Source organism: Neobacillus niacini (genome assembly GCF_046591715.1).
Lineage (GTDB): Bacteria > Bacillota > Bacilli > Bacillales > Cytobacillaceae > Neobacillus > Neobacillus niacini_L.
Genome location: NZ_JAWVNQ010000002.1, coordinates 410144 through 426354, shown reverse-complemented (window position 1 = coordinate 426354; position 16211 = coordinate 410144). Strand labels below are relative to the sequence as shown.

The following is a 16211-nucleotide window of genomic DNA, read 5'->3' as shown; positions in this document are numbered from 1 at the left end:
AAAATCTTTTATATAAATGGCTGTGTTAAAGGAAACTGTTGATTTTAGAACCTGTTGATTGGAGCGGAAGGCGCTTGACTCCTGCGGGATGAACGAGCACCGTGAGACCCCACAGGTCGAAACGACCGAGGAGGATCACGGGCGAGCCCGCGGAAAGCATAGCGCCTGGAGCGTAAATCAACAGCCTAGTATAACACAGCCATATAAATAAAAAACTAGCTCCTGCTAATTAATAGCAAGAGCTAGCTTTTTATCGTATTATTTCTTGATTAAATCTTCACGTTGAGATTGGTCAATCCATTCTTGCAGCTTATCTTTTAACGTGTTAAAGCCTTGTTGTCCCTCAACCTCCGGCACAATAGCAGCTGCTTGACGCTTACGAGGTTTCTTTGGTTTAGCAACAGCCTGCTGAACAGGAGCCTCTTCAGTTGCACGAATAGATAAACCAATTTTCCCAGCATTTTCATCAATTGACAATACTTTTACCTTAACTTCATCTCCAACCTTAAGATGTTCGTTAATGTCTTTTACATAACCATGCGTGATTTCTGAAATATGCACAAGACCTTGTGTATTTTCGTCTAATGCTATGAACGCACCATATGGTTGAATTCCAGTTACTTTACCTGTTAAAATACTTCCAGTTTCAATCTTTTCTGACATGAAAACACTCCTAAGAAATAATTATTTTTATCTTCTATATACGCAATAAGAAATTATAGCACATTGTAAACATATAATCAAAAAAGGTTTTTAACAGATGGAAAAAGAAAACGTTAACATAATGTTCAAATGGGATTTTTCCATAAAAAAAGAAATTTATGTTAGAATAAAAATGAGATAATGTCTGTGCGGGAGAGGTGATCAAAAGTGAATACAATTGGCAGTACCATTAAAATGTATCGAGAACACTTAAGAATGACAAAAGAGGAATTGGCACAAAAAATTAGAGTAGGGATTCATACAATTGAAAAATATGAATCCGGCGAACAAATTCCAAGCACACAAACGCTTTTAAAATTGTCTACCGTTCTTGACATCCCAGCTTCCGAACTATCTTTAGACCAACTTGATCAACACATATAATTTTTGTAATGAATGTATAAATGAGGAAAAAACGGGAAATCATAAAGCTATAAGCTTTCTAGTATTCCCCCCTTTATTGAAGTGGACAACCTAACAAGGTGTGTCCTCTTTTTTTTTTGAAATAACACAATAATACGTGTGAAATATAGGGGTTCTGGAGAAATTATTATCACATACAAATCAATCGAAGGTGGGTTGAATACGTGGAAGAGAAGGTACATTATCGTTATCAGCTAGTGAACGATATTAATATTTACTATGAATTTTATCCAAACCCTAATTCAGAAAAGACACTAGTCCTGCTTCATGGATTTCTTTCCTCAACATTTAGTTATCGGAGATTAATTCCCTTTTTAAATAGTGAATACCAAGTAATCTCCATAGACCTCCCTCCGTTTGGGAAGAGCGGAAAAAGCAATAATTTTGAATATTCCTATCGTAATCTTGCTCAAACCGTTATTCAGCTCATTTCTAAATTAGGTTTAAAGGATATTCATCTTATCGGTCATTCAATGGGGGGACAGATTGTCCTGAATATATTACATCAACAGCCTGATTTAGCACAAAAGGCAGTTCTGCTTTGCAGTTCATCTTATTCTAGGCGATCCAAACTGCCTTTGATTATTGGAAGTTATATACCCTACTTTCACCTATATGTTAAATTTTTTCTTGCTCGCTCAGGGATTATGCAAAATCTGCAAAATGTAGTTCATGACCACTCTCTTATTAGTGATGAGATGTTGTTTGGCTATTTACAGCCTTTTTTAAAGGATGATATTTTCCTGGCCTTAACGAGAATGATCCGCGACCACGAAGGAGACCTTTCTACCGCAGCACTCAAACAAATTGCCCATCCATGTTTGTTGATTTGGGGTGAGTATGACAGGGTTGTCCCGCTGTCAGTGGGCAAGCGTTTGAAAAATGATCTAAGGGAGTCTGAGCTGGTTATTTTAAGGGAGACGGGCCATTTAGTGCCTGAGGAACGTCCTCTGGATGTATTTCAACATATTAAACAATTCTTAGCATGAAAAGAACGACAGCTTGGGCTGTCGTTTTATATTGTACAAGAGTCGTTTTCTTTTATTAATAGCAGTTCTCTAGCAACTTTTTCGCATTGTTGTATTGGTATGATTTTCTCGAAGGAAAATTCATAAATACTTTGTATTCTGGCTGCTAGTTCCTCTGGGTTGTCTAACTCATGAATGGCTTGAATGGTATCAGCTATCTCCGGGTCATAATTACCATTCTTTATATCAAAAGGGTCCCATTCATTTAGTACATCCACAAATTGCAGATTTGTTTTTAATTTGCTCTCCATCATTATGACACTCCTCTCCCCCTATTATTTGTCTTACTACCGCCTCAAGGGGCCACAGCTTTTCTATTTTAGAACATACTCCGCAAGGACTGTTTGCAGTTCATAGATATTTAAGTTTTTGTTAAATTGTTTCTGTAGAGGGAGCGCATTTCCAGATATCCAAATTTTTAGTTCCGCGTCCAAATCGAAGCTGCCCGCTGTCTCAATACTAAAGTGGGTAATACTTTTATAGGGAATCGAATGATACTCAACCTTTTTTCCTGTCAGCCCCTGTTTATCAACAAGAATCAGCCGTTTATTAGTAAAAATAAATAAGTCTCTAATTAACTTATAAGCCTTTTCTATGCTCTCATTCGCAGCAAGGATTCGAGCGAATTCCCTTTGTGCCTCTTCTGGGTTTACCTCTGCAGCATTCCCCATCATACCATCAAAAAATCCCATAATACCACACCTTTCGGAAGCCTACCTCTTTATTATACTCACTTATTCTTATATTAAAAAGCCAGTGTTAAAAGTCGCTCATTTGATGGGTTAATAAGCAACTTCTAGCGGAGGTTCTCCAATAATTGCTTCAGCATTTGTTCAGCAGAAATGACCGCCTCTCCTCCGCCTTGTGCGAATGAATCACTTCCACCGCCCTTCCCATTAATGGTGGAAAGTGCGTTTTCAACTATCTTTTTCATACTTATGTTTTCTTCCGGCCCCCGCCCGCAAACTAGCTGAAGCTTATTTTCATTTTGAGAGACAAATAGCACGATGGTTTCTTTATTCTCGTTTAAGACGATTTTAGCTAACTTTTGCAGCTCTTGAATGCTTCTATTTTGAAACACACCACTGATTATTTGGTTCTCACTATTACCTTGTTCTAATAAGCTCTTAGCTTCGTAATACAGCAGGTTCTCTCGTGATGTTTCTAATTCCTTCTCCATTGCTTTCCTAATTTCTAGAAGCCTCATTACAGCCTCCTCCATCCCCTTTTCAGGAGCATTAAGTAATTTTGTCAGCTGTATGAGCACCTTATTTTTTTGGCTGAACTGTTTCAAGACACGATTCCCACAAACAAATTGTACTCGGACTTTTTTCTTTTGCCTTTCCCAATCTATTATTTTTATCGCTTGGACTTCGCCTGCAGCTTTGGGATGTGTTCCGCCGCAGCCGTTATAATCATAGTCTGGAATAATGACCAGCCTAATATCCTCTTTAACTTTCGTTTCCTTTCTTAAATCATAAGTGGTCAATTCTTCTTCTGTTACCCACTTCGTTTCAATTGGCCGATTTTCTATAATGATTTGATTGGCTAGGTCCTCTGCTTTCAAAGCTTCAGACTCCAGAAGCTCAGAAGTATCTAAATCAATGGTTAAAGTTTCGTTTCCTAAATGGAAGCCTATTGTCTTATATCCAAATAGTTGTTCAAACGCAGCCGTGAGAATATGCTGTCCTGCGTGCTGCTGCATATGATCGAATCTTCTTTCCCAATCGATTATACCTTGAACGGGAGAGTTTACATCTGGTACTTCACTTTCGAGATAGTGACGAACTTCCCCCTCGATGTCCTCTACATTAAGGACTTTTATGTTTTCGATGGTCCCCAAATCATGCGGCTGTCCTCCGCCTGTAGGGTAAAAAGCAGTATGGTCTAAAACAAGATAATACTTTCCATCGTTATCTTTTCCTTGATCAACTACTCGTGCTGTAAAAGATTTTATGTAAGCGTCTTTGTAATAAAGTTTCTCTTCCATGCTTGTATGCTCCTAGTTTTTTAATAAAAAGCCTGTCCCCTCAATTATGAAGAAACAGGCTTTTCCAGTCTAATTTTTCTTACTTATTTTTTTCGTTTATTTGATTGGTTCATTTTGGAGTTTCTAAATTGTTGAAATCCTCCCATTTGCGGGTAACCCTGCTGGTATCCTCCCATTTGCGGGTAGCCTTGCTGATATCCTCCCATTTGCGGGTAGCCTTGCTGGTATCCTCCCATTTGCGGGTAGCCTTGCTGATATCCTCCCATTTGCGGGTAGCCTTGCTGATATCCTCCCATTTGCGGGTAGCCTTGCTGATATCCTCCCATTTGCGGGTAGCCAGGTTGTCCAAGAAATCCGCCAAAGAATTGTCTTTTTGCCATTTATATCGCCTCCTAACAGTCTACATGCTAGTGTATGCAGAACGATTGGGATAAGCTTAGATAAATGACCTGTAATGGAAGATACTTCTACCAAAAAAGGCTGTCACAAGGCACAGTAAAAGGTTCCGAAATCTGGTGCTTTCTTTTTAATTTGGGATCAGGTTAAGCGTTAGAACTCACCAATAGACGGAAAAATTCCGTCTATTAAGTAATTGCCATTAAAATAAGATCATATAGACGGAGAGATTCCGCCTATTTGCTCGAAAAGTTCGAAAATGGGCGATTTATCTTTGCATAAGCGGAAAATCTCCCCTTATTTCCCCCGAAATGAGCTCGAATTTGCATTTAACCGGAAAATCTCCGTTTATTTTTCATTTGCTGTTTACTCGATTATTATATATCGATCATTTTGGTCTATTTCGCATTATCCTTAGAGATTTCACCACATGCAATCCTCTTACCAGAATCTCCTTCAGGCTGAGTCATACCATCATCTTTCTCTTCATGAATAACAATGGTAGTTCCCTCTTTGGTAAAAAGTGCCTTTTTCCCCTCTTCTTTTATCGTTACATTCGGGGCCATTAATTCTTCCTTCGCTGATCCATCGTCCCCCACAATTAGATTAGGTAAGTCACCAGCGTGTGAACCCTTCGGATGCATAAGACCATGCTCTTTTTCATCTGGATTAAAATGTTCACCTGCTGTTTTAAAATCTGGAGTCTTACATTTACCCTTATCATGAATGTGAATGGCATGCTCTCCTGGTGGAAGGCCTTTTAGCTTCAATTTTACCTTTACACCGCTGGACACCTCTTGTAATATAACAGTTCCAACAGAATCCCCCTTATCATTTATCATTTTAACATCAAGTTTGGTTATATCCTTTTCTAAACAACCCGAGAGCAGGATTAGTGGAATCATCATCCAAGCTCGCTTCATACGTATCCCCCCAATTCAGACATTTTGTCATAGTATCATCTTGGGGCGGAGACTTTATGTAAAAAAAAAGAAACAGCTTAATGTTCACTGTTTCCTTGACTATGCTGCTCCGACATTAGTTTTTCTTCAAGTTCTTTCGCTTTCACAGCTTCACGTTTAGAGATTTTGATTATGTACCGCATGGTTAACAGGGCACCAATTAAAAAAATAGTAAACGTAATCGCAGCTGGCCCATATTCAGATTTATCTTCAGGAAAGTATAGAAATAATGATAAAACAATTGGCTGAAACATCTTTCTCTCCCTTTCTATAAAGGAATGTCACTAATGATTAATTATAGCAACAAAAAGTGTATCCTGCCATAAATTCAATCTGATCAATTATTTCAATACCTTGATGCTTTTGATAGTCACATCTTTTTCAGGCTTATCCTTAGGATCTACAGGAGTTTCGGCGATTTTATCAACGATGTCCATACCTTCGACTACATGGCCAAATACGGTATGGCGGTTATCTAACCAAGGTGTGCCGCCTCTTTCTTCATAGGCCTCAATGACCTCCGCTGGAAATCCAGCCTTTTCCATTTCTGATTTCATTGACGGATCGACTGATTTTTTCTGTACGATAAAAAATTGACTTCCGTTCGTATTTGATCCTGAATTCGCCATGGATAATGCTCCACGTAAATTAAAAAGATTGTTTGAGAACTCATCCTCAAACGGCACCCCGTATATACTTTCTCCGCCCGTTCCATCACCATTCGGGTCACCGCCTTGTATCATAAAGTCATTAATGACCCGGTGAAAGATCAAGCCGTCATAATAGCCTTCTTCACTATGCTCGATAAAATTTTCTACTGCCTTTGGAGCATATTCTGGAAATAGTTTAATTTTTACGTTTCCCATTGTTGTTTCTATCTCAACGAGTTTTTCATTTTCAGAAACCACATTTGTAAGCTGCGGGTAAACTGCATTTGCCACTTGATCGCTCCCTTCCTTTTCCTCTGTTTTATTTGCAGTACTATTTGGTGCTGCTTCCTCTTTCTCCTTGCTTGTCCCGCATCCAGCCAAGACAAACACTCCAATGATTAATACTAATAAAAATTGCAAATTTCTTCTCATTTATCATCCCTCCATTTACTTAATTTAACCGATAATTTTGTTTTTTGCACTTTGTTTTTTATATAATAAATATAGGATTTCAGAGGAGGAGGAAACAGGATGTCAGAATTGCAGATTGGCGATATTGTTACCGGAATTTATAAAACAGGAAAATATATAGGGGAAATAACCGAAGTTCGTCACCAGCATTATTTAGTAAGGGTGTTAGGAGTTGTTAAACATCCAATGCAAGGGGATTTACATAATCCGAAAGAAGCGGATGTACTTATTTTTCATGAGAGGAAAGCTCTCTCCTATCGGGAACAGACCAATATCCCAAAACAAATGGTAAAACCGTTTAATGAGGAAGTCCCTGACTATCTTGATTCATTAAGAAAAGCTGTTGATAAAATGAAAGCGGATCTCACAGAAACCGGAACCCCATGGGCAGACATGAGTTTAAAAAGTCTGGCTTCTCTAGAAAAGGATTATTTCAAATAAAATAATTCAGGCCAAATCAGTTTGAATGATTTGGCCTTTTATGCAAATTCATTTAATAATTTTGAAAAATCTATCCGGTCACCAATTGTAGTTGGTTTCGGCTTTTCTAAATAGCGTTTATCCTTTTCAACAAGCCGGAATATATTATAGGTAGTCAGCGCATCATCAAGTGCCCTGTGATGTCTGCCTGTACCTTCCTTACCATATTCTTGAACAGCCTTCCATAATCCTGTTTGATTTTGGTCCCCGAAGAACCTCTTGTATTCCATTGATAAATCCAATTCAGTCGCTTTAAATGGGAATGCCACACCTGCTTCTAAACAATTATGCCGAAGAACCTTCATATCCATATTTCCCCAAGTGACGATGGTCGTTTCATACTGGTTATTGAATTCACCTAACTTTCGGATGAGTTCATAAAATGAAATCCCCTGGTCAACCTGCTGCTGTGAAATATGTAAGAATGATTTACAGCGTTCTGTTAGAATAGGGAATTTAAGTGGTGTTACATAGGATGAGAATTGCTCTGTTATTTGATCATCGACAACTGCCACGAGTCCGACCTCAATAATCTCTGCAAAAAAATCCTTCATTCGAACATTTCGTTCAGGCATTGTAAATTCAAAATCAATAAAGATAGTTTGTCTCTTTTCCTTCATTCTTTCACCACCTTTTTGATAATTTCTTACTACCATTATATAAAGAAACCTGTACAAAGTATTGTACTAATTCTCTATATTTCTTACATTATATCACGAAATTGACATAAATTTTTTAAATATTTTTTCAATTGCATCAAAAAAAAGATGGAATAAATCCCATCTGTTTCTTCTTTATTTTTTTAATTTAATTACAGCTATTGTACATCTTGAGATACAAATAAGACGGTCTTGTTCGTCCGTTATTTTGATATCCCAAACCATGGTAGTCTTTCCTTTATGCAGGATTGTCCCTACAGCAGTAACAGTTCCTTCTGTAATAGGCCGGACATGATTAGCATTAATTTCTAATCCGGCAGCACCCTCTGTTTCTTTATCTACCAATTCAAATGCACCAACACTAGCAACTGTTTCTGCCAGCGCCACCGATGCACCACCGTGCAGTAAACCAAATGGCTGGCGTGTTCTTTCATCTACCGGCATTGTTGCGATAACCTTCCCCGGCTCTAAATGCGTTATTTCGATCCCTAACGTTTCAATTAAAGTATTTTTAATCATTTCGCCCACTCCTTTTGAATTCTATTCCTATATTCTCTATATTGGTGGAGTTTCCCTTTATAAAAAAAGAAAAAACAGCCTCGAAAGCTGTTTTAAAAAAACTAATAATAAAAAGGTGCACCGTATCCAGGGTAGCCATATACCGGAGGGCCATAAACAGGGTAACCATAAAACGGGCGGGGATACCCATAAAAAGGACGAGGGTAGAATAAAGCACTGCCTAATAATCCGCCAACTAATCCGCCTAAAAATGGCAGCCCAAACCCGATAAATCTTTGATTATGTTTAGGATACGTATTTCGATAATAATACATGGTGCCGGAACCTCCTATTCGCTATACTTGCCTACACTACTTCATATGCGAAAAGGTTGGAGATGGGTTGGGCCAATAGGATAGCGAAAAAGCCCGTTTAGGTTTATACCCCTTAAACTTCATGCTTGAAGACTAATGCTATCTCCATTCATTGGCATTATTCCTCAATCAACCTTCATGATGACAAATCTTCGTATTACACTTTAGGATTAGTCATTAATCCTTCCACTTTTAAAAAAGAAAAAAACACAGCAGAAGCACTTTTCCAAGTGCTCGCTGTGTTTCTTGTTTATACCTTTCCTAATTACAATGATCTTCTATTATTTCGCCAGAGGTTCAAAACGCTCTACAAATAATGCAAGGGTGCGGGTCATTACACCAGTCGCACCTGCAGGGCCTAAATCGTGTTCTCTAGAGGTGGTAGAAGTTCCTGCAATATCTAAGTGTACCCAGGGAGTACCTTCTGTAAATTCACCGATAAAGGCACCTGCAACAATCGCATGCCCCTCACTGCCTGGAGAATTGTTTAAATCCGCTACTTTGCTGTTTCTTACCCGTTCTTTATCTTTCTCGAACAATGGCAGCTGCCACATTGGCTCGCCTGCTTCCATTGATGCTTCTAGGACTTGTTCATATAAAGTCTCGTGATTTGTCATTGCACCTGTTGTATGCAGGCCAAGAGCTGTGATAACCCCGCCTGTTAAGGTTGCAACATCAACGAGGTATTCTGCACCATGGTGTTTTGCATAGGTTACAGCGTCTGCTAAAACAAGTCTGCCTTCTGCATCTGTATTTAACACTTCAATCGTCTTCCCGCTCATAGAGGTAATGACATCATCTGGCTTAAAGGCATTCCCAGAAATCATGTTATCTGTTGAAGGAATAACTGCGACAACGTTTTGTTCAGGCTTTAATTCCCCGATGATTTCCATAGCACCTAATACAGCCGCAGCTCCGCCCATATCAGTCTTCATCCCAACAATGCCAGCTTTGGTTTTGATAGAATAGCCGCCCGTATCAAAGGTAATTCCCTTACCTACTAATCCAATAACGTCCTGCCATTGGTCTTTCCCCTGATACTTCAAAACAATCATTTTTGGGGGTTCCGTAGAACCTTGGTTTACCGCAAGAAAAGCACCCATTCCCAACTTTTCAATTTCTTCCTTATCAAGGATTTCTACTTCAAAGTCATGTTTGGCTGCAAGCTCCTTTGCATAATCCGCCATGTCCTTTGCTGTCAGCAGGTTTCCTGGAATATTTACTAGTGTCCGAGCGGAGTTGGTACCATTACCAAAAGCAAGTCCCACTGTTAGGGATGCCTTAATTTCTTCTGCATCACTATTTTCGCTGTAAACAGTTATTTTTTCTAACCTTTTTTCTGGTTCATTTGATTTCTGCTTGTATCCGTGAAATTGATAGCTAGCCAAAGCATATGCTTCACTTACAGCATGTGCAGCTTCTAGTTCATCTACTGAATCATTTGTAAACGAATTTAAAAGGAGTGCACATTCCTGAAGCTTGCTTCCTCTCACAGCTTTATACGTCTTCCCTAAAGCCTCACTCAGCTTCTCAAAGTTAAATTCCTTTTCCTTTCCAAGACCCACAAACCAAATTCTCTTTGCAGCGATTTTACCAAAACTATGTACTTTGCTAATATTTTTAAACTTGGCTGAAATATCACCAGCTTTAACTAGTTCCGTTAATTGTCCTTCAAACTTCTCATCTAGTTTCTCAAGGATACCGCTGAACTTCTCTGGCTTGTCAAAAAGTCCAATAATTAAGCCTTCATGCACTGCCGAGAAGTCGATTTCATTTTTAACTTCAAACATATCTCCACCTCCAAATAATTACTTTCTCATTATATCGGAAAAATGAATATATTTCGACTTTCTAAGTAACTCATACACTTTTACAGCAATAAAAATAGCAGGCTCTATGCCTGCATTATTTTCTCTCTGTGCCAATATATTGCTGGCGGAATACCTGCATGGATTTGTCTTCATTTAATGCTTGTAACTCTGCCTCTGTAAGTTTTCCATTACCCTTTTCTATAATATATACATCAATTTCTTTTTTACCCCATTTGTTATAAACATCCTCAACCGTTTCATAATAAAGATCGACTTTATTTCCTTTAATCGCACCGCCTTTATCTGCTACAACCCCAAGCCCATACCCGGGTATAAACAGAATCGTTCCAATCGGAAAAACAGATAGATCTGCAGCTACAGTGGAATATAAATCTCGTTTTACTTTAACGCCAGAATAGGTAATTCCATACTCAGGATGATTTTCATTTTTCCCTGTAGATTCATATCCTGCAGTATAACCAGTTGCAATGACTGTTTTTTTCGGATACTTTGACCAGTCAAAAGCATCCTCTAACGGCGGCGTTGCGGCCTTTATTTCGGGGCCGGCTGCGTGTGCTTCTAGTTGTACCATTTCTTTAATAAATAATTTAATATCAATTCCTGTAATAGATTGAACAGTTACTAGAATCGCAAGCAGAAAAAGAACAGTCATGGCAAAACGCTTGGTCCAATTTTTAATATGATTCATTAAAATTTTCACTCCTCCCAAAATATTCATTCCCAACATCCCAGGAATTATTCATAAAGGAGTAAAAACAGATACATTATTTAAGATTCAAAACAAAAAAACTCTTAACCGATTTAAGCTTTTTTAAGCCTAACCCGGTTAAGAGTATTAGAACATTTGGTATCCATTTTTTCGGAGCATTTTTATTGTAATTCCGGCAGCAATTGCTCCAGCTAACCCGCTAAGCAATATGAGGATATCTGCTGTTGCTAATGAACCAAGCCTTTGGCCAAGATCCAAAAACGCAGCTTTACTATTTGTAAGGTATTCAATAAATTTAACTTTATCAACGATAAAAACAGCAATAATTGGATATATAATTGCCATAATCCAAGACATTCTTAAAAGCATATTTAAGATAAAACCAATCCCAAAGAATAATACAAAGAATAATAAAATCGAAATGATTAATACTACAATGCTCATTTGCATGGAATGACCCCCTTTACACATCATTAATTAGTTTACTGAATGTCCGATGGGGAGTCAATCCAAACACTAAAGTTAATATACATGGAAAAAAATGCAAAAAAATAGCTTCCCGAAGTTACCTCGTGGAAGCAGACTCTAGTTGAGATTAGAGGAATGAATTAATATTCTTCCTGTTTCTTTCCAGATCCCTCGCAGCAGGTACATGTTTCGGACCCCCCAAGCAGTAATTGGAAATATCCAGTACCTAAACAATAATCACAATTTTTAGTATCTAAGCTTGTTGTATTCATTCAAATCAGCTCCTTAAAATATTATTTAAATTTTCTGATAATATATCAAGAATCTGTCTAAATGAAAAGGACGAAATACAACCAAAAACGGGTAAGAAAACGGATACATCCCAAGTTTTCTTTTATTTTCTAAACGTTACTTAAATTTTCTAAAAATTAAAAAAATAATTTGTAGGAGCTATAATGAAAATGGTCCCCTGGGTTTAGACCATCATATCCTTTCTTGATAACCGATTCACTTTGGTTAATCAAGAAGTGCAGCAATATAGAAGCATCTTTTTCTGCTAAAAGCTCTTCAGGTGCGATAAACCTTGCCTCGTAAAGCTCATTTTCTTGATGTTGAATTGCCCCTTCATCTAGTGGTTCAAGCAAAAAGACAAGCATGTTATCGCTAATTTCTTCTGAAAGGACACCCGTTCTTAACCCCAGCATTCCCTTGACCACACAGTCTATTCCAGTTTCTTCCTTCACTTCTCTAATAACCGCTTCATCCGCTGTTTCACCTTTGTCTACAAAACCTGCTGGCAGTGACCACTTTCCCTTTAGACCACCATAACGCTTTTTAACAACCAGCCATTGACCACTAGAGGATTTAACTAACCCTGCAACTGCTAACCATACCTTGCCCCGTTTTTCTTTGTTACTCATTAGAAATCCCCCTCACCATTGTTATAAATATATAGTAACAAAAAAAGGACAGATACCTCTGCCCTTTTGTCAAATTAATATTTAGAATACATTAAATTTACCCTTTTTTAATACAAGCCCCGCGCCGCCGATCATGAATAAGGAACGATTGTCAACTACCTTTTTCATAAAGGATGCCTTTGCACCAGTCACTTTCTTGCCAAACACAACACCAATCGCATCGTCATGTCCAAGTGAACAAACAGTTCCTTTATTATCAAATGTAAAAGTCTCTAAATCCGATTTGTTGCGGATTAATGCCGCTACGTTACGAGCTACAACTTCACCCTGCTGCATAGCAATTTGTGCAGTTGGCGGATATGGACGGTTGATTTCTTCGTTGATGACAAGTGAACTGTCACCAATGATAAATACATCATCATGTCCTGGTACGCGAAGGTCAGGCTGTACTTTCACACGGCCTCTCATTGCTTCAAAACCTGACTTCTCAATTACTGAATTACCACGGACACCTGCAGCCCAAACGACCGTTTCAGCTTTAATTTCACGTGGTTCTTCTTCGCCTTTTGCTACAATGATTCCATCTGGGGTACATTCTTTAATTGCTGTTCCAATTAAAAATTCTACCCCTTTACGTTCCAATTGTGATACGGCATAGTTAACAAGCTCTGGGTCAAATCCTGGAAGAACAGTTGGTGCTGCTTCCACACAAAGGATTTTTACTTTATGTGAATCAACATCATATTCATGACACAGTTCAGGTACCCGATTGGTTAATTCACCTAAGAATTCAATACCTGTAAAGCCTGCACCGCCAACAACGATTACCAAACGATTGTCATTCTTTTCTTCTTCCATACTATAAGTTGCAAATTGATATTCAATATGCTCACGTAATTGGCGAGAAGAATTTACATTTGTAATCCCGAACGCATACTCCTTTAACCCTTTGATACCAAAGGTTTCAGGTTCGCCTCCAAGAGCAATCACGAGATAATCATACTCGATATCGCCATTTTCTAATACAACCTTTTTCTCGTCTTTCTTTATTTCGACAACAGTATCTTGAACAAAATCTACTTTACTTCTATCTATAACATCACGGATATCGTAACGTACACGGTCATGATGAAGTGTGCCTGCAGAAGCTTCATGCAGCCATGTTGTTTCATAATGGTAATCATTTTTATTTATTAATACAATATCTGCTTCATTCACACCAACAAGCTTTTGCAATCTCACAGTTGTCATAAGCCCGCCATATCCCGCACCAACAATAACAATTTTTGGCTTTCTCAAAGTGATCACTTCCACCTTTTTTATTTTGAGTAAAATACTTGTACTTATCTTCCTCAGCTTTTGTAGATTTTATTTTATCCTGAGGAAAAAAGTATGTGATATAATTCACGTATACAGACACAAAAGATTTCTATTTTTGTCACACAAATTTAACATCTATCCTCAATTCATATTATGCTAAACTCTTCACAATTTCAAGTGGTTTAATTGATTATTTTTTATTAAAAATGGATTATTTTTTCCTATACTAACTGTCTGAATATTTCCCAAAAGTTGTGAGGATTTTATGTTTTTGTGATATTATAAGGAATGGAGTCTGTTACTACATAAGTTGGGGGGATACATGGTGCAAGAAAACCAAAAAGTTTATGACATAACCATTATCGGGGGCGGCCCTACCGGTCTATTTACTGCCTTTTATGGCGGCATGAGACAAGCTTCAGTTAAGATTATTGAAAGCTTACCACAATTAGGCGGTCAATTATCAGCACTTTACCCGGAAAAATACATTTACGATGTTGCTGGATTTCCAAAAGTCCGTGCACAAGAATTGATTGATAATCTTAAAGAACAAATGGCAAAGTTTGAGCCAGCTGTTGCTCTTGAGCAATCCGTCGAGAAACTGGAAAAACTAGAGGATGGTACTTTCAAATTAACAACTAATTCGGAAGTTCATTATTCAAAGACAGTTATCATTACAGCTGGTAATGGTGCATTCCAGCCGCGACGATTAGAACTTGAAAGCGCTGCACAGTATGAGCGAAAGAACCTTCACTACTTTATTGATGACCTTAATAAGTTCGCGGGTCAAAAAGTAGTCGTTTTCGGAGGCGGAGATTCCGCTGTGGATTGGGCATTAATGTTAGAGCCTATTGCCAAAGAAGTAACACTTGTTCACCGCAGGGATAAATTCAGAGCCCATGAGCATAGTGTTGAGAACCTGCATAACTCAAAAGTAAATGTTAAAACGCCATTTGTTCCAGCAGAATTAATTGGTGATGATAGCGGCATTAAGCAGGTTGTCCTGACAGGGGTTAATGGAGATGGCAGAGATGTCATTGATGTGGATGCTGTAATTTGTAATTATGGTTTCGTATCCTCTTTAGGGCCTATCAAAGAATGGGGCTTAGAGATTGAGAAGAATTCTATCGTCGTGAATTCCAAAATGGAAACAGCCATTCCAGGAATTTATGCTGCAGGAGATATTTGTACCTATGAAGGGAAAGTAAAGTTAATTGCCTGTGGATTTGGTGAGGCACCAACAGCGGTTAACAATGCGAAAGCATTTATTGATCCAAAAGCAAAAATCCAGCCGCTTCACAGCTCTTCTATGTTTGGAAAGTAATAGCAAAAGGCGCCATTCGGCGCCTTTTCTTATGGCTTTAGCATTCTTCCGGTGTTCCGGCAGCTGTTGCTGTACGGAATGATGACCCACAGCCACATGAGGCAATGGCATTAGGATTATCGATGGTGAACCCTCCACCCATCATGGATTGCTTATAATCAATTTTTGTACCGTTTAATATTGGGGCATCCTCTTTCGCAACAAGAATTTGAATTCCATGCTGAGCAAAATGGAGATCTTCTTCCTTCACTTCATGGTCAAAGCCCATTCCGTATGACAAACCGCTGCAGCCTCCGCCCTTTACACTAACTCGTAATAGGGCTCCCTCTTCTTCATTATGTTTCATCATTTCTTTTATTTGAAGAGCTGCGGCTTCGGTTAAAATAACGACATCGTTACTCATAGATTTTTTCCTCCTTTTTGAGGTCTTTATTAATAGTATATACACTGTATCTTATTGACTCAACTAATACGTTCCTATTGAGTATTATATGATTAAATTAAAATAGGAAGCGGTATACGCTCCCCTATTGTAGAACTTTATTTTTAAAACATGGGATTCTCATCTAAGTATTGGTAAATATTATCAACGAGTTCATCAGGTGTACTGCCTGTGACGACTTCCCCATTTACAAGTGCATAAAGGGTGGAAGCACATTTCCCGCAATAACCAAGACACCCATATTCAATAATATCAAGATTCGGGTCTTTCTCTAACTTCTCCAATGCTTTTTGAGCACCGCTTGCGAGGTTACTGATACAAAATTCAATAATTGGTTTTAACATGGCTATCACCTCTCCCACAACTTATTATCCTACTATCTTTCTTCAGCGGAGTCAAATACCATGTTTCAGGGGAAACTGTCAATAAAATCATTATATGTGTTGTTATTTTGTCATATTTCAGATATACTCTTAAATGGATTTAAAGGCTATATTACAATTATTTTTATCTCATTTTCTTACCAAAATATAGATATGATTACTGGTTTACAAAGGGGAAAT

At 38.2% G+C, this 16211-nt stretch carries 23 protein-coding genes; 4 read left to right on the top strand and 19 right to left on the bottom strand.

The genetic code is table 11. From position 1 onward, the window contains the following. Positions 1–258 precede the first annotated feature (258 nt). Positions 259–663, bottom strand: coding sequence for a S1 domain-containing post-transcriptional regulator GSP13 (yugI, locus tag SFC47_RS09380; protein ID WP_411254009.1), 405 nt, complete (start codon positions 661–663; stop codon positions 259–261). 207 nt (positions 664–870) lie between these two features. Here yugI and SFC47_RS09375 point away from each other — a divergent pair, with 207 nt between their 5' ends. Next, positions 871–1086 carry a helix-turn-helix domain-containing protein gene (locus tag SFC47_RS09375; protein ID WP_411254008.1) on the top strand — a complete coding sequence of 72 codons (216 nt, stop codon included), beginning with the start codon at positions 871–873 and terminating at the stop codon, positions 1084–1086. A gap of 203 nt (positions 1087–1289) precedes the next feature. After that, entirely contained in the window at positions 1290–2114 is an 825-nt protein-coding gene (locus tag SFC47_RS09370) for an alpha/beta fold hydrolase (protein WP_411254007.1), read from the top strand. Between the two features lie 26 nt (positions 2115–2140). Here the strand turns inward: SFC47_RS09370 and SFC47_RS09365 are convergent, their stop codons facing one another. From SFC47_RS09365 to SFC47_RS09335, 7 genes are all read right to left on the bottom strand, one after another. Beyond that, positions 2141–2407: a DUF1871 family protein gene (locus SFC47_RS09365; protein WP_411254006.1), complete on the bottom strand. Its 267-nt coding sequence runs from the start codon at positions 2405–2407 to the stop codon at positions 2141–2143. A gap of 60 nt (positions 2408–2467) precedes the next feature. Next, a complete protein-coding gene (locus tag SFC47_RS09360; protein ID WP_411254005.1) occupies positions 2468–2845 on the bottom strand; it encodes a PH domain-containing protein in 378 nt (125 codons plus the stop codon). 104 nt (positions 2846–2949) lie between these two features. Next, positions 2950–4143, bottom strand: coding sequence for an alanyl-tRNA editing protein (locus SFC47_RS09355; protein ID WP_411254004.1), 1194 nt, complete (start codon positions 4141–4143; stop codon positions 2950–2952). A gap of 83 nt (positions 4144–4226) precedes the next feature. After that, complete coding sequence (locus tag SFC47_RS09350) at positions 4227–4523, bottom strand: hypothetical protein (RefSeq protein ID WP_411254003.1); 297 nt, start codon at positions 4521–4523, stop codon at positions 4227–4229. 414 nt (positions 4524–4937) lie between these two features. Continuing rightward, entirely contained in the window at positions 4938–5462 is a 525-nt protein-coding gene (locus tag SFC47_RS09345; protein ID WP_411254002.1) for a superoxide dismutase family protein, read from the bottom strand. Between the two features lie 77 nt (positions 5463–5539). Further along, a complete protein-coding gene (locus SFC47_RS09340) occupies positions 5540–5755 on the bottom strand; it encodes a hypothetical protein (protein ID WP_411254001.1) in 216 nt (71 codons plus the stop codon). An 87-nt stretch (positions 5756–5842) separates the two neighbouring features. Continuing rightward, positions 5843–6583: a peptidylprolyl isomerase gene (locus tag SFC47_RS09335; RefSeq protein ID WP_411254000.1), complete on the bottom strand. Its 741-nt coding sequence runs from the start codon at positions 6581–6583 to the stop codon at positions 5843–5845. A gap of 99 nt (positions 6584–6682) precedes the next feature. Here SFC47_RS09335 and kapB point away from each other — a divergent pair, with 99 nt between their 5' ends. After that, positions 6683–7063 (top strand): kinase-associated lipoprotein KapB, encoded by a 381-nt coding sequence (kapB, locus tag SFC47_RS09330; RefSeq protein WP_411253999.1) that lies wholly within the window; start codon positions 6683–6685, stop codon positions 7061–7063. Positions 7064–7101: 38 nt separating this feature from the next. Here the strand turns inward: kapB and kapD are convergent, their stop codons facing one another. The 9 genes from kapD to SFC47_RS09285 form a co-directional block, all read right to left on the bottom strand. Continuing rightward, positions 7102–7722 (bottom strand): 3'-5' exonuclease KapD, encoded by a 621-nt coding sequence (gene kapD / locus SFC47_RS09325; protein ID WP_411253998.1) that lies wholly within the window; start codon positions 7720–7722, stop codon positions 7102–7104. Between the two features lie 174 nt (positions 7723–7896). After that, a complete protein-coding gene (locus SFC47_RS09320; protein WP_411253997.1) occupies positions 7897–8280 on the bottom strand; it encodes a hotdog fold thioesterase in 384 nt (127 codons plus the stop codon). A gap of 101 nt (positions 8281–8381) precedes the next feature. Continuing rightward, positions 8382–8594, bottom strand: a complete 213-nt coding sequence (locus SFC47_RS09315) for a hypothetical protein (RefSeq protein WP_411253996.1) — start codon at positions 8592–8594, stop codon at positions 8382–8384. A gap of 320 nt (positions 8595–8914) precedes the next feature. Beyond that, positions 8915–10423 (bottom strand): leucyl aminopeptidase, encoded by a 1509-nt coding sequence (locus SFC47_RS09310; protein WP_411253995.1) that lies wholly within the window; start codon positions 10421–10423, stop codon positions 8915–8917. Between the two features lie 115 nt (positions 10424–10538). After that, entirely contained in the window at positions 10539–11153 is a 615-nt protein-coding gene (locus SFC47_RS09305; protein WP_411253994.1) for a 3D domain-containing protein, read from the bottom strand. Between the two features lie 147 nt (positions 11154–11300). Further along, positions 11301–11624, bottom strand: a complete 324-nt coding sequence (locus SFC47_RS09300; protein WP_411253993.1) for a YuiB family protein — start codon at positions 11622–11624, stop codon at positions 11301–11303. A gap of 158 nt (positions 11625–11782) precedes the next feature. After that, complete coding sequence (locus SFC47_RS09295; protein WP_411253992.1) at positions 11783–11914, bottom strand: YuiA family protein; 132 nt, start codon at positions 11912–11914, stop codon at positions 11783–11785. Positions 11915–12070: 156 nt separating this feature from the next. After that, positions 12071–12562 (bottom strand): NUDIX domain-containing protein, encoded by a 492-nt coding sequence (locus tag SFC47_RS09290; RefSeq protein WP_411253991.1) that lies wholly within the window; start codon positions 12560–12562, stop codon positions 12071–12073. Between the two features lie 81 nt (positions 12563–12643). Next, complete coding sequence (locus SFC47_RS09285; protein ID WP_411253990.1) at positions 12644–13861, bottom strand: NAD(P)/FAD-dependent oxidoreductase; 1218 nt, start codon at positions 13859–13861, stop codon at positions 12644–12646. Positions 13862–14207: 346 nt separating this feature from the next. Here SFC47_RS09285 and SFC47_RS09280 point away from each other — a divergent pair, with 346 nt between their 5' ends. Beyond that, positions 14208–15206, top strand: coding sequence for an NAD(P)/FAD-dependent oxidoreductase (locus tag SFC47_RS09280; protein WP_411254102.1), 999 nt, complete (start codon positions 14208–14210; stop codon positions 15204–15206). A gap of 37 nt (positions 15207–15243) precedes the next feature. On the opposite strand, the gene SFC47_RS09275 is transcribed toward SFC47_RS09280, so the two are convergent. Beyond that, positions 15244–15609 carry a HesB/IscA family protein gene (locus SFC47_RS09275; RefSeq protein WP_411253989.1) on the bottom strand — a complete coding sequence of 122 codons (366 nt, stop codon included), beginning with the start codon at positions 15607–15609 and terminating at the stop codon, positions 15244–15246. Between the two features lie 143 nt (positions 15610–15752). Further along, positions 15753–15992, bottom strand: coding sequence for a YuzB family protein (locus SFC47_RS09270; RefSeq protein WP_411253988.1), 240 nt, complete (start codon positions 15990–15992; stop codon positions 15753–15755). Positions 15993–16211 lie beyond the last annotated feature (219 nt).

Coding starts and splice junctions, on each gene's coding strand:
- yugI (WP_411254009.1), bottom strand. CDS start 663: ATGTCAGAAAAGATTGAAACTGGAAGTATTTTAACAGGTAAAGTAACT.
- SFC47_RS09355 (WP_411254004.1), bottom strand. CDS start 4,143: ATGGAAGAGAAACTTTATTACAAAGACGCTTACATAAAATCTTTTACA.
- SFC47_RS09275 (WP_411253989.1), bottom strand. CDS start 15,609: ATGAGTAACGATGTCGTTATTTTAACCGAAGCCGCAGCTCTTCAAATA.
- SFC47_RS09310 (WP_411253995.1), bottom strand. CDS start 10,423: ATGTTTGAAGTTAAAAATGAAATCGACTTCTCGGCAGTGCATGAAGGC.
- SFC47_RS09300 (WP_411253993.1), bottom strand. CDS start 11,624: ATGCAAATGAGCATTGTAGTATTAATCATTTCGATTTTATTATTCTTT.
- SFC47_RS09295 (WP_411253992.1), bottom strand. CDS start 11,914: ATGAATACAACAAGCTTAGATACTAAAAATTGTGATTATTGTTTAGGT.
- SFC47_RS09345 (WP_411254002.1), bottom strand. CDS start 5,462: ATGAAGCGAGCTTGGATGATGATTCCACTAATCCTGCTCTCGGGTTGT.
- SFC47_RS09365 (WP_411254006.1), bottom strand. CDS start 2,407: ATGATGGAGAGCAAATTAAAAACAAATCTGCAATTTGTGGATGTACTA.
- SFC47_RS09270 (WP_411253988.1), bottom strand. CDS start 15,992: ATGTTAAAACCAATTATTGAATTTTGTATCAGTAACCTCGCAAGCGGT.
- kapD (WP_411253998.1), bottom strand. CDS start 7,722: ATGAAGGAAAAGAGACAAACTATCTTTATTGATTTTGAATTTACAATG.
- SFC47_RS09340 (WP_411254001.1), bottom strand. CDS start 5,755: ATGTTTCAGCCAATTGTTTTATCATTATTTCTATACTTTCCTGAAGAT.
- SFC47_RS09290 (WP_411253991.1), bottom strand. CDS start 12,562: ATGAGTAACAAAGAAAAACGGGGCAAGGTATGGTTAGCAGTTGCAGGG.
- SFC47_RS09360 (WP_411254005.1), bottom strand. CDS start 2,845: ATGGGATTTTTTGATGGTATGATGGGGAATGCTGCAGAGGTAAACCCA.
- SFC47_RS09335 (WP_411254000.1), bottom strand. CDS start 6,583: ATGAGAAGAAATTTGCAATTTTTATTAGTATTAATCATTGGAGTGTTT.
- kapB (WP_411253999.1), top strand. CDS start 6,683: ATGTCAGAATTGCAGATTGGCGATATTGTTACCGGAATTTATAAAACA.
- SFC47_RS09305 (WP_411253994.1), bottom strand. CDS start 11,153: ATGAATCATATTAAAAATTGGACCAAGCGTTTTGCCATGACTGTTCTT.
- SFC47_RS09315 (WP_411253996.1), bottom strand. CDS start 8,594: ATGTATTATTATCGAAATACGTATCCTAAACATAATCAAAGATTTATC.
- SFC47_RS09350 (WP_411254003.1), bottom strand. CDS start 4,523: ATGGCAAAAAGACAATTCTTTGGCGGATTTCTTGGACAACCTGGCTAC.
- SFC47_RS09320 (WP_411253997.1), bottom strand. CDS start 8,280: ATGATTAAAAATACTTTAATTGAAACGTTAGGGATCGAAATAACGCAT.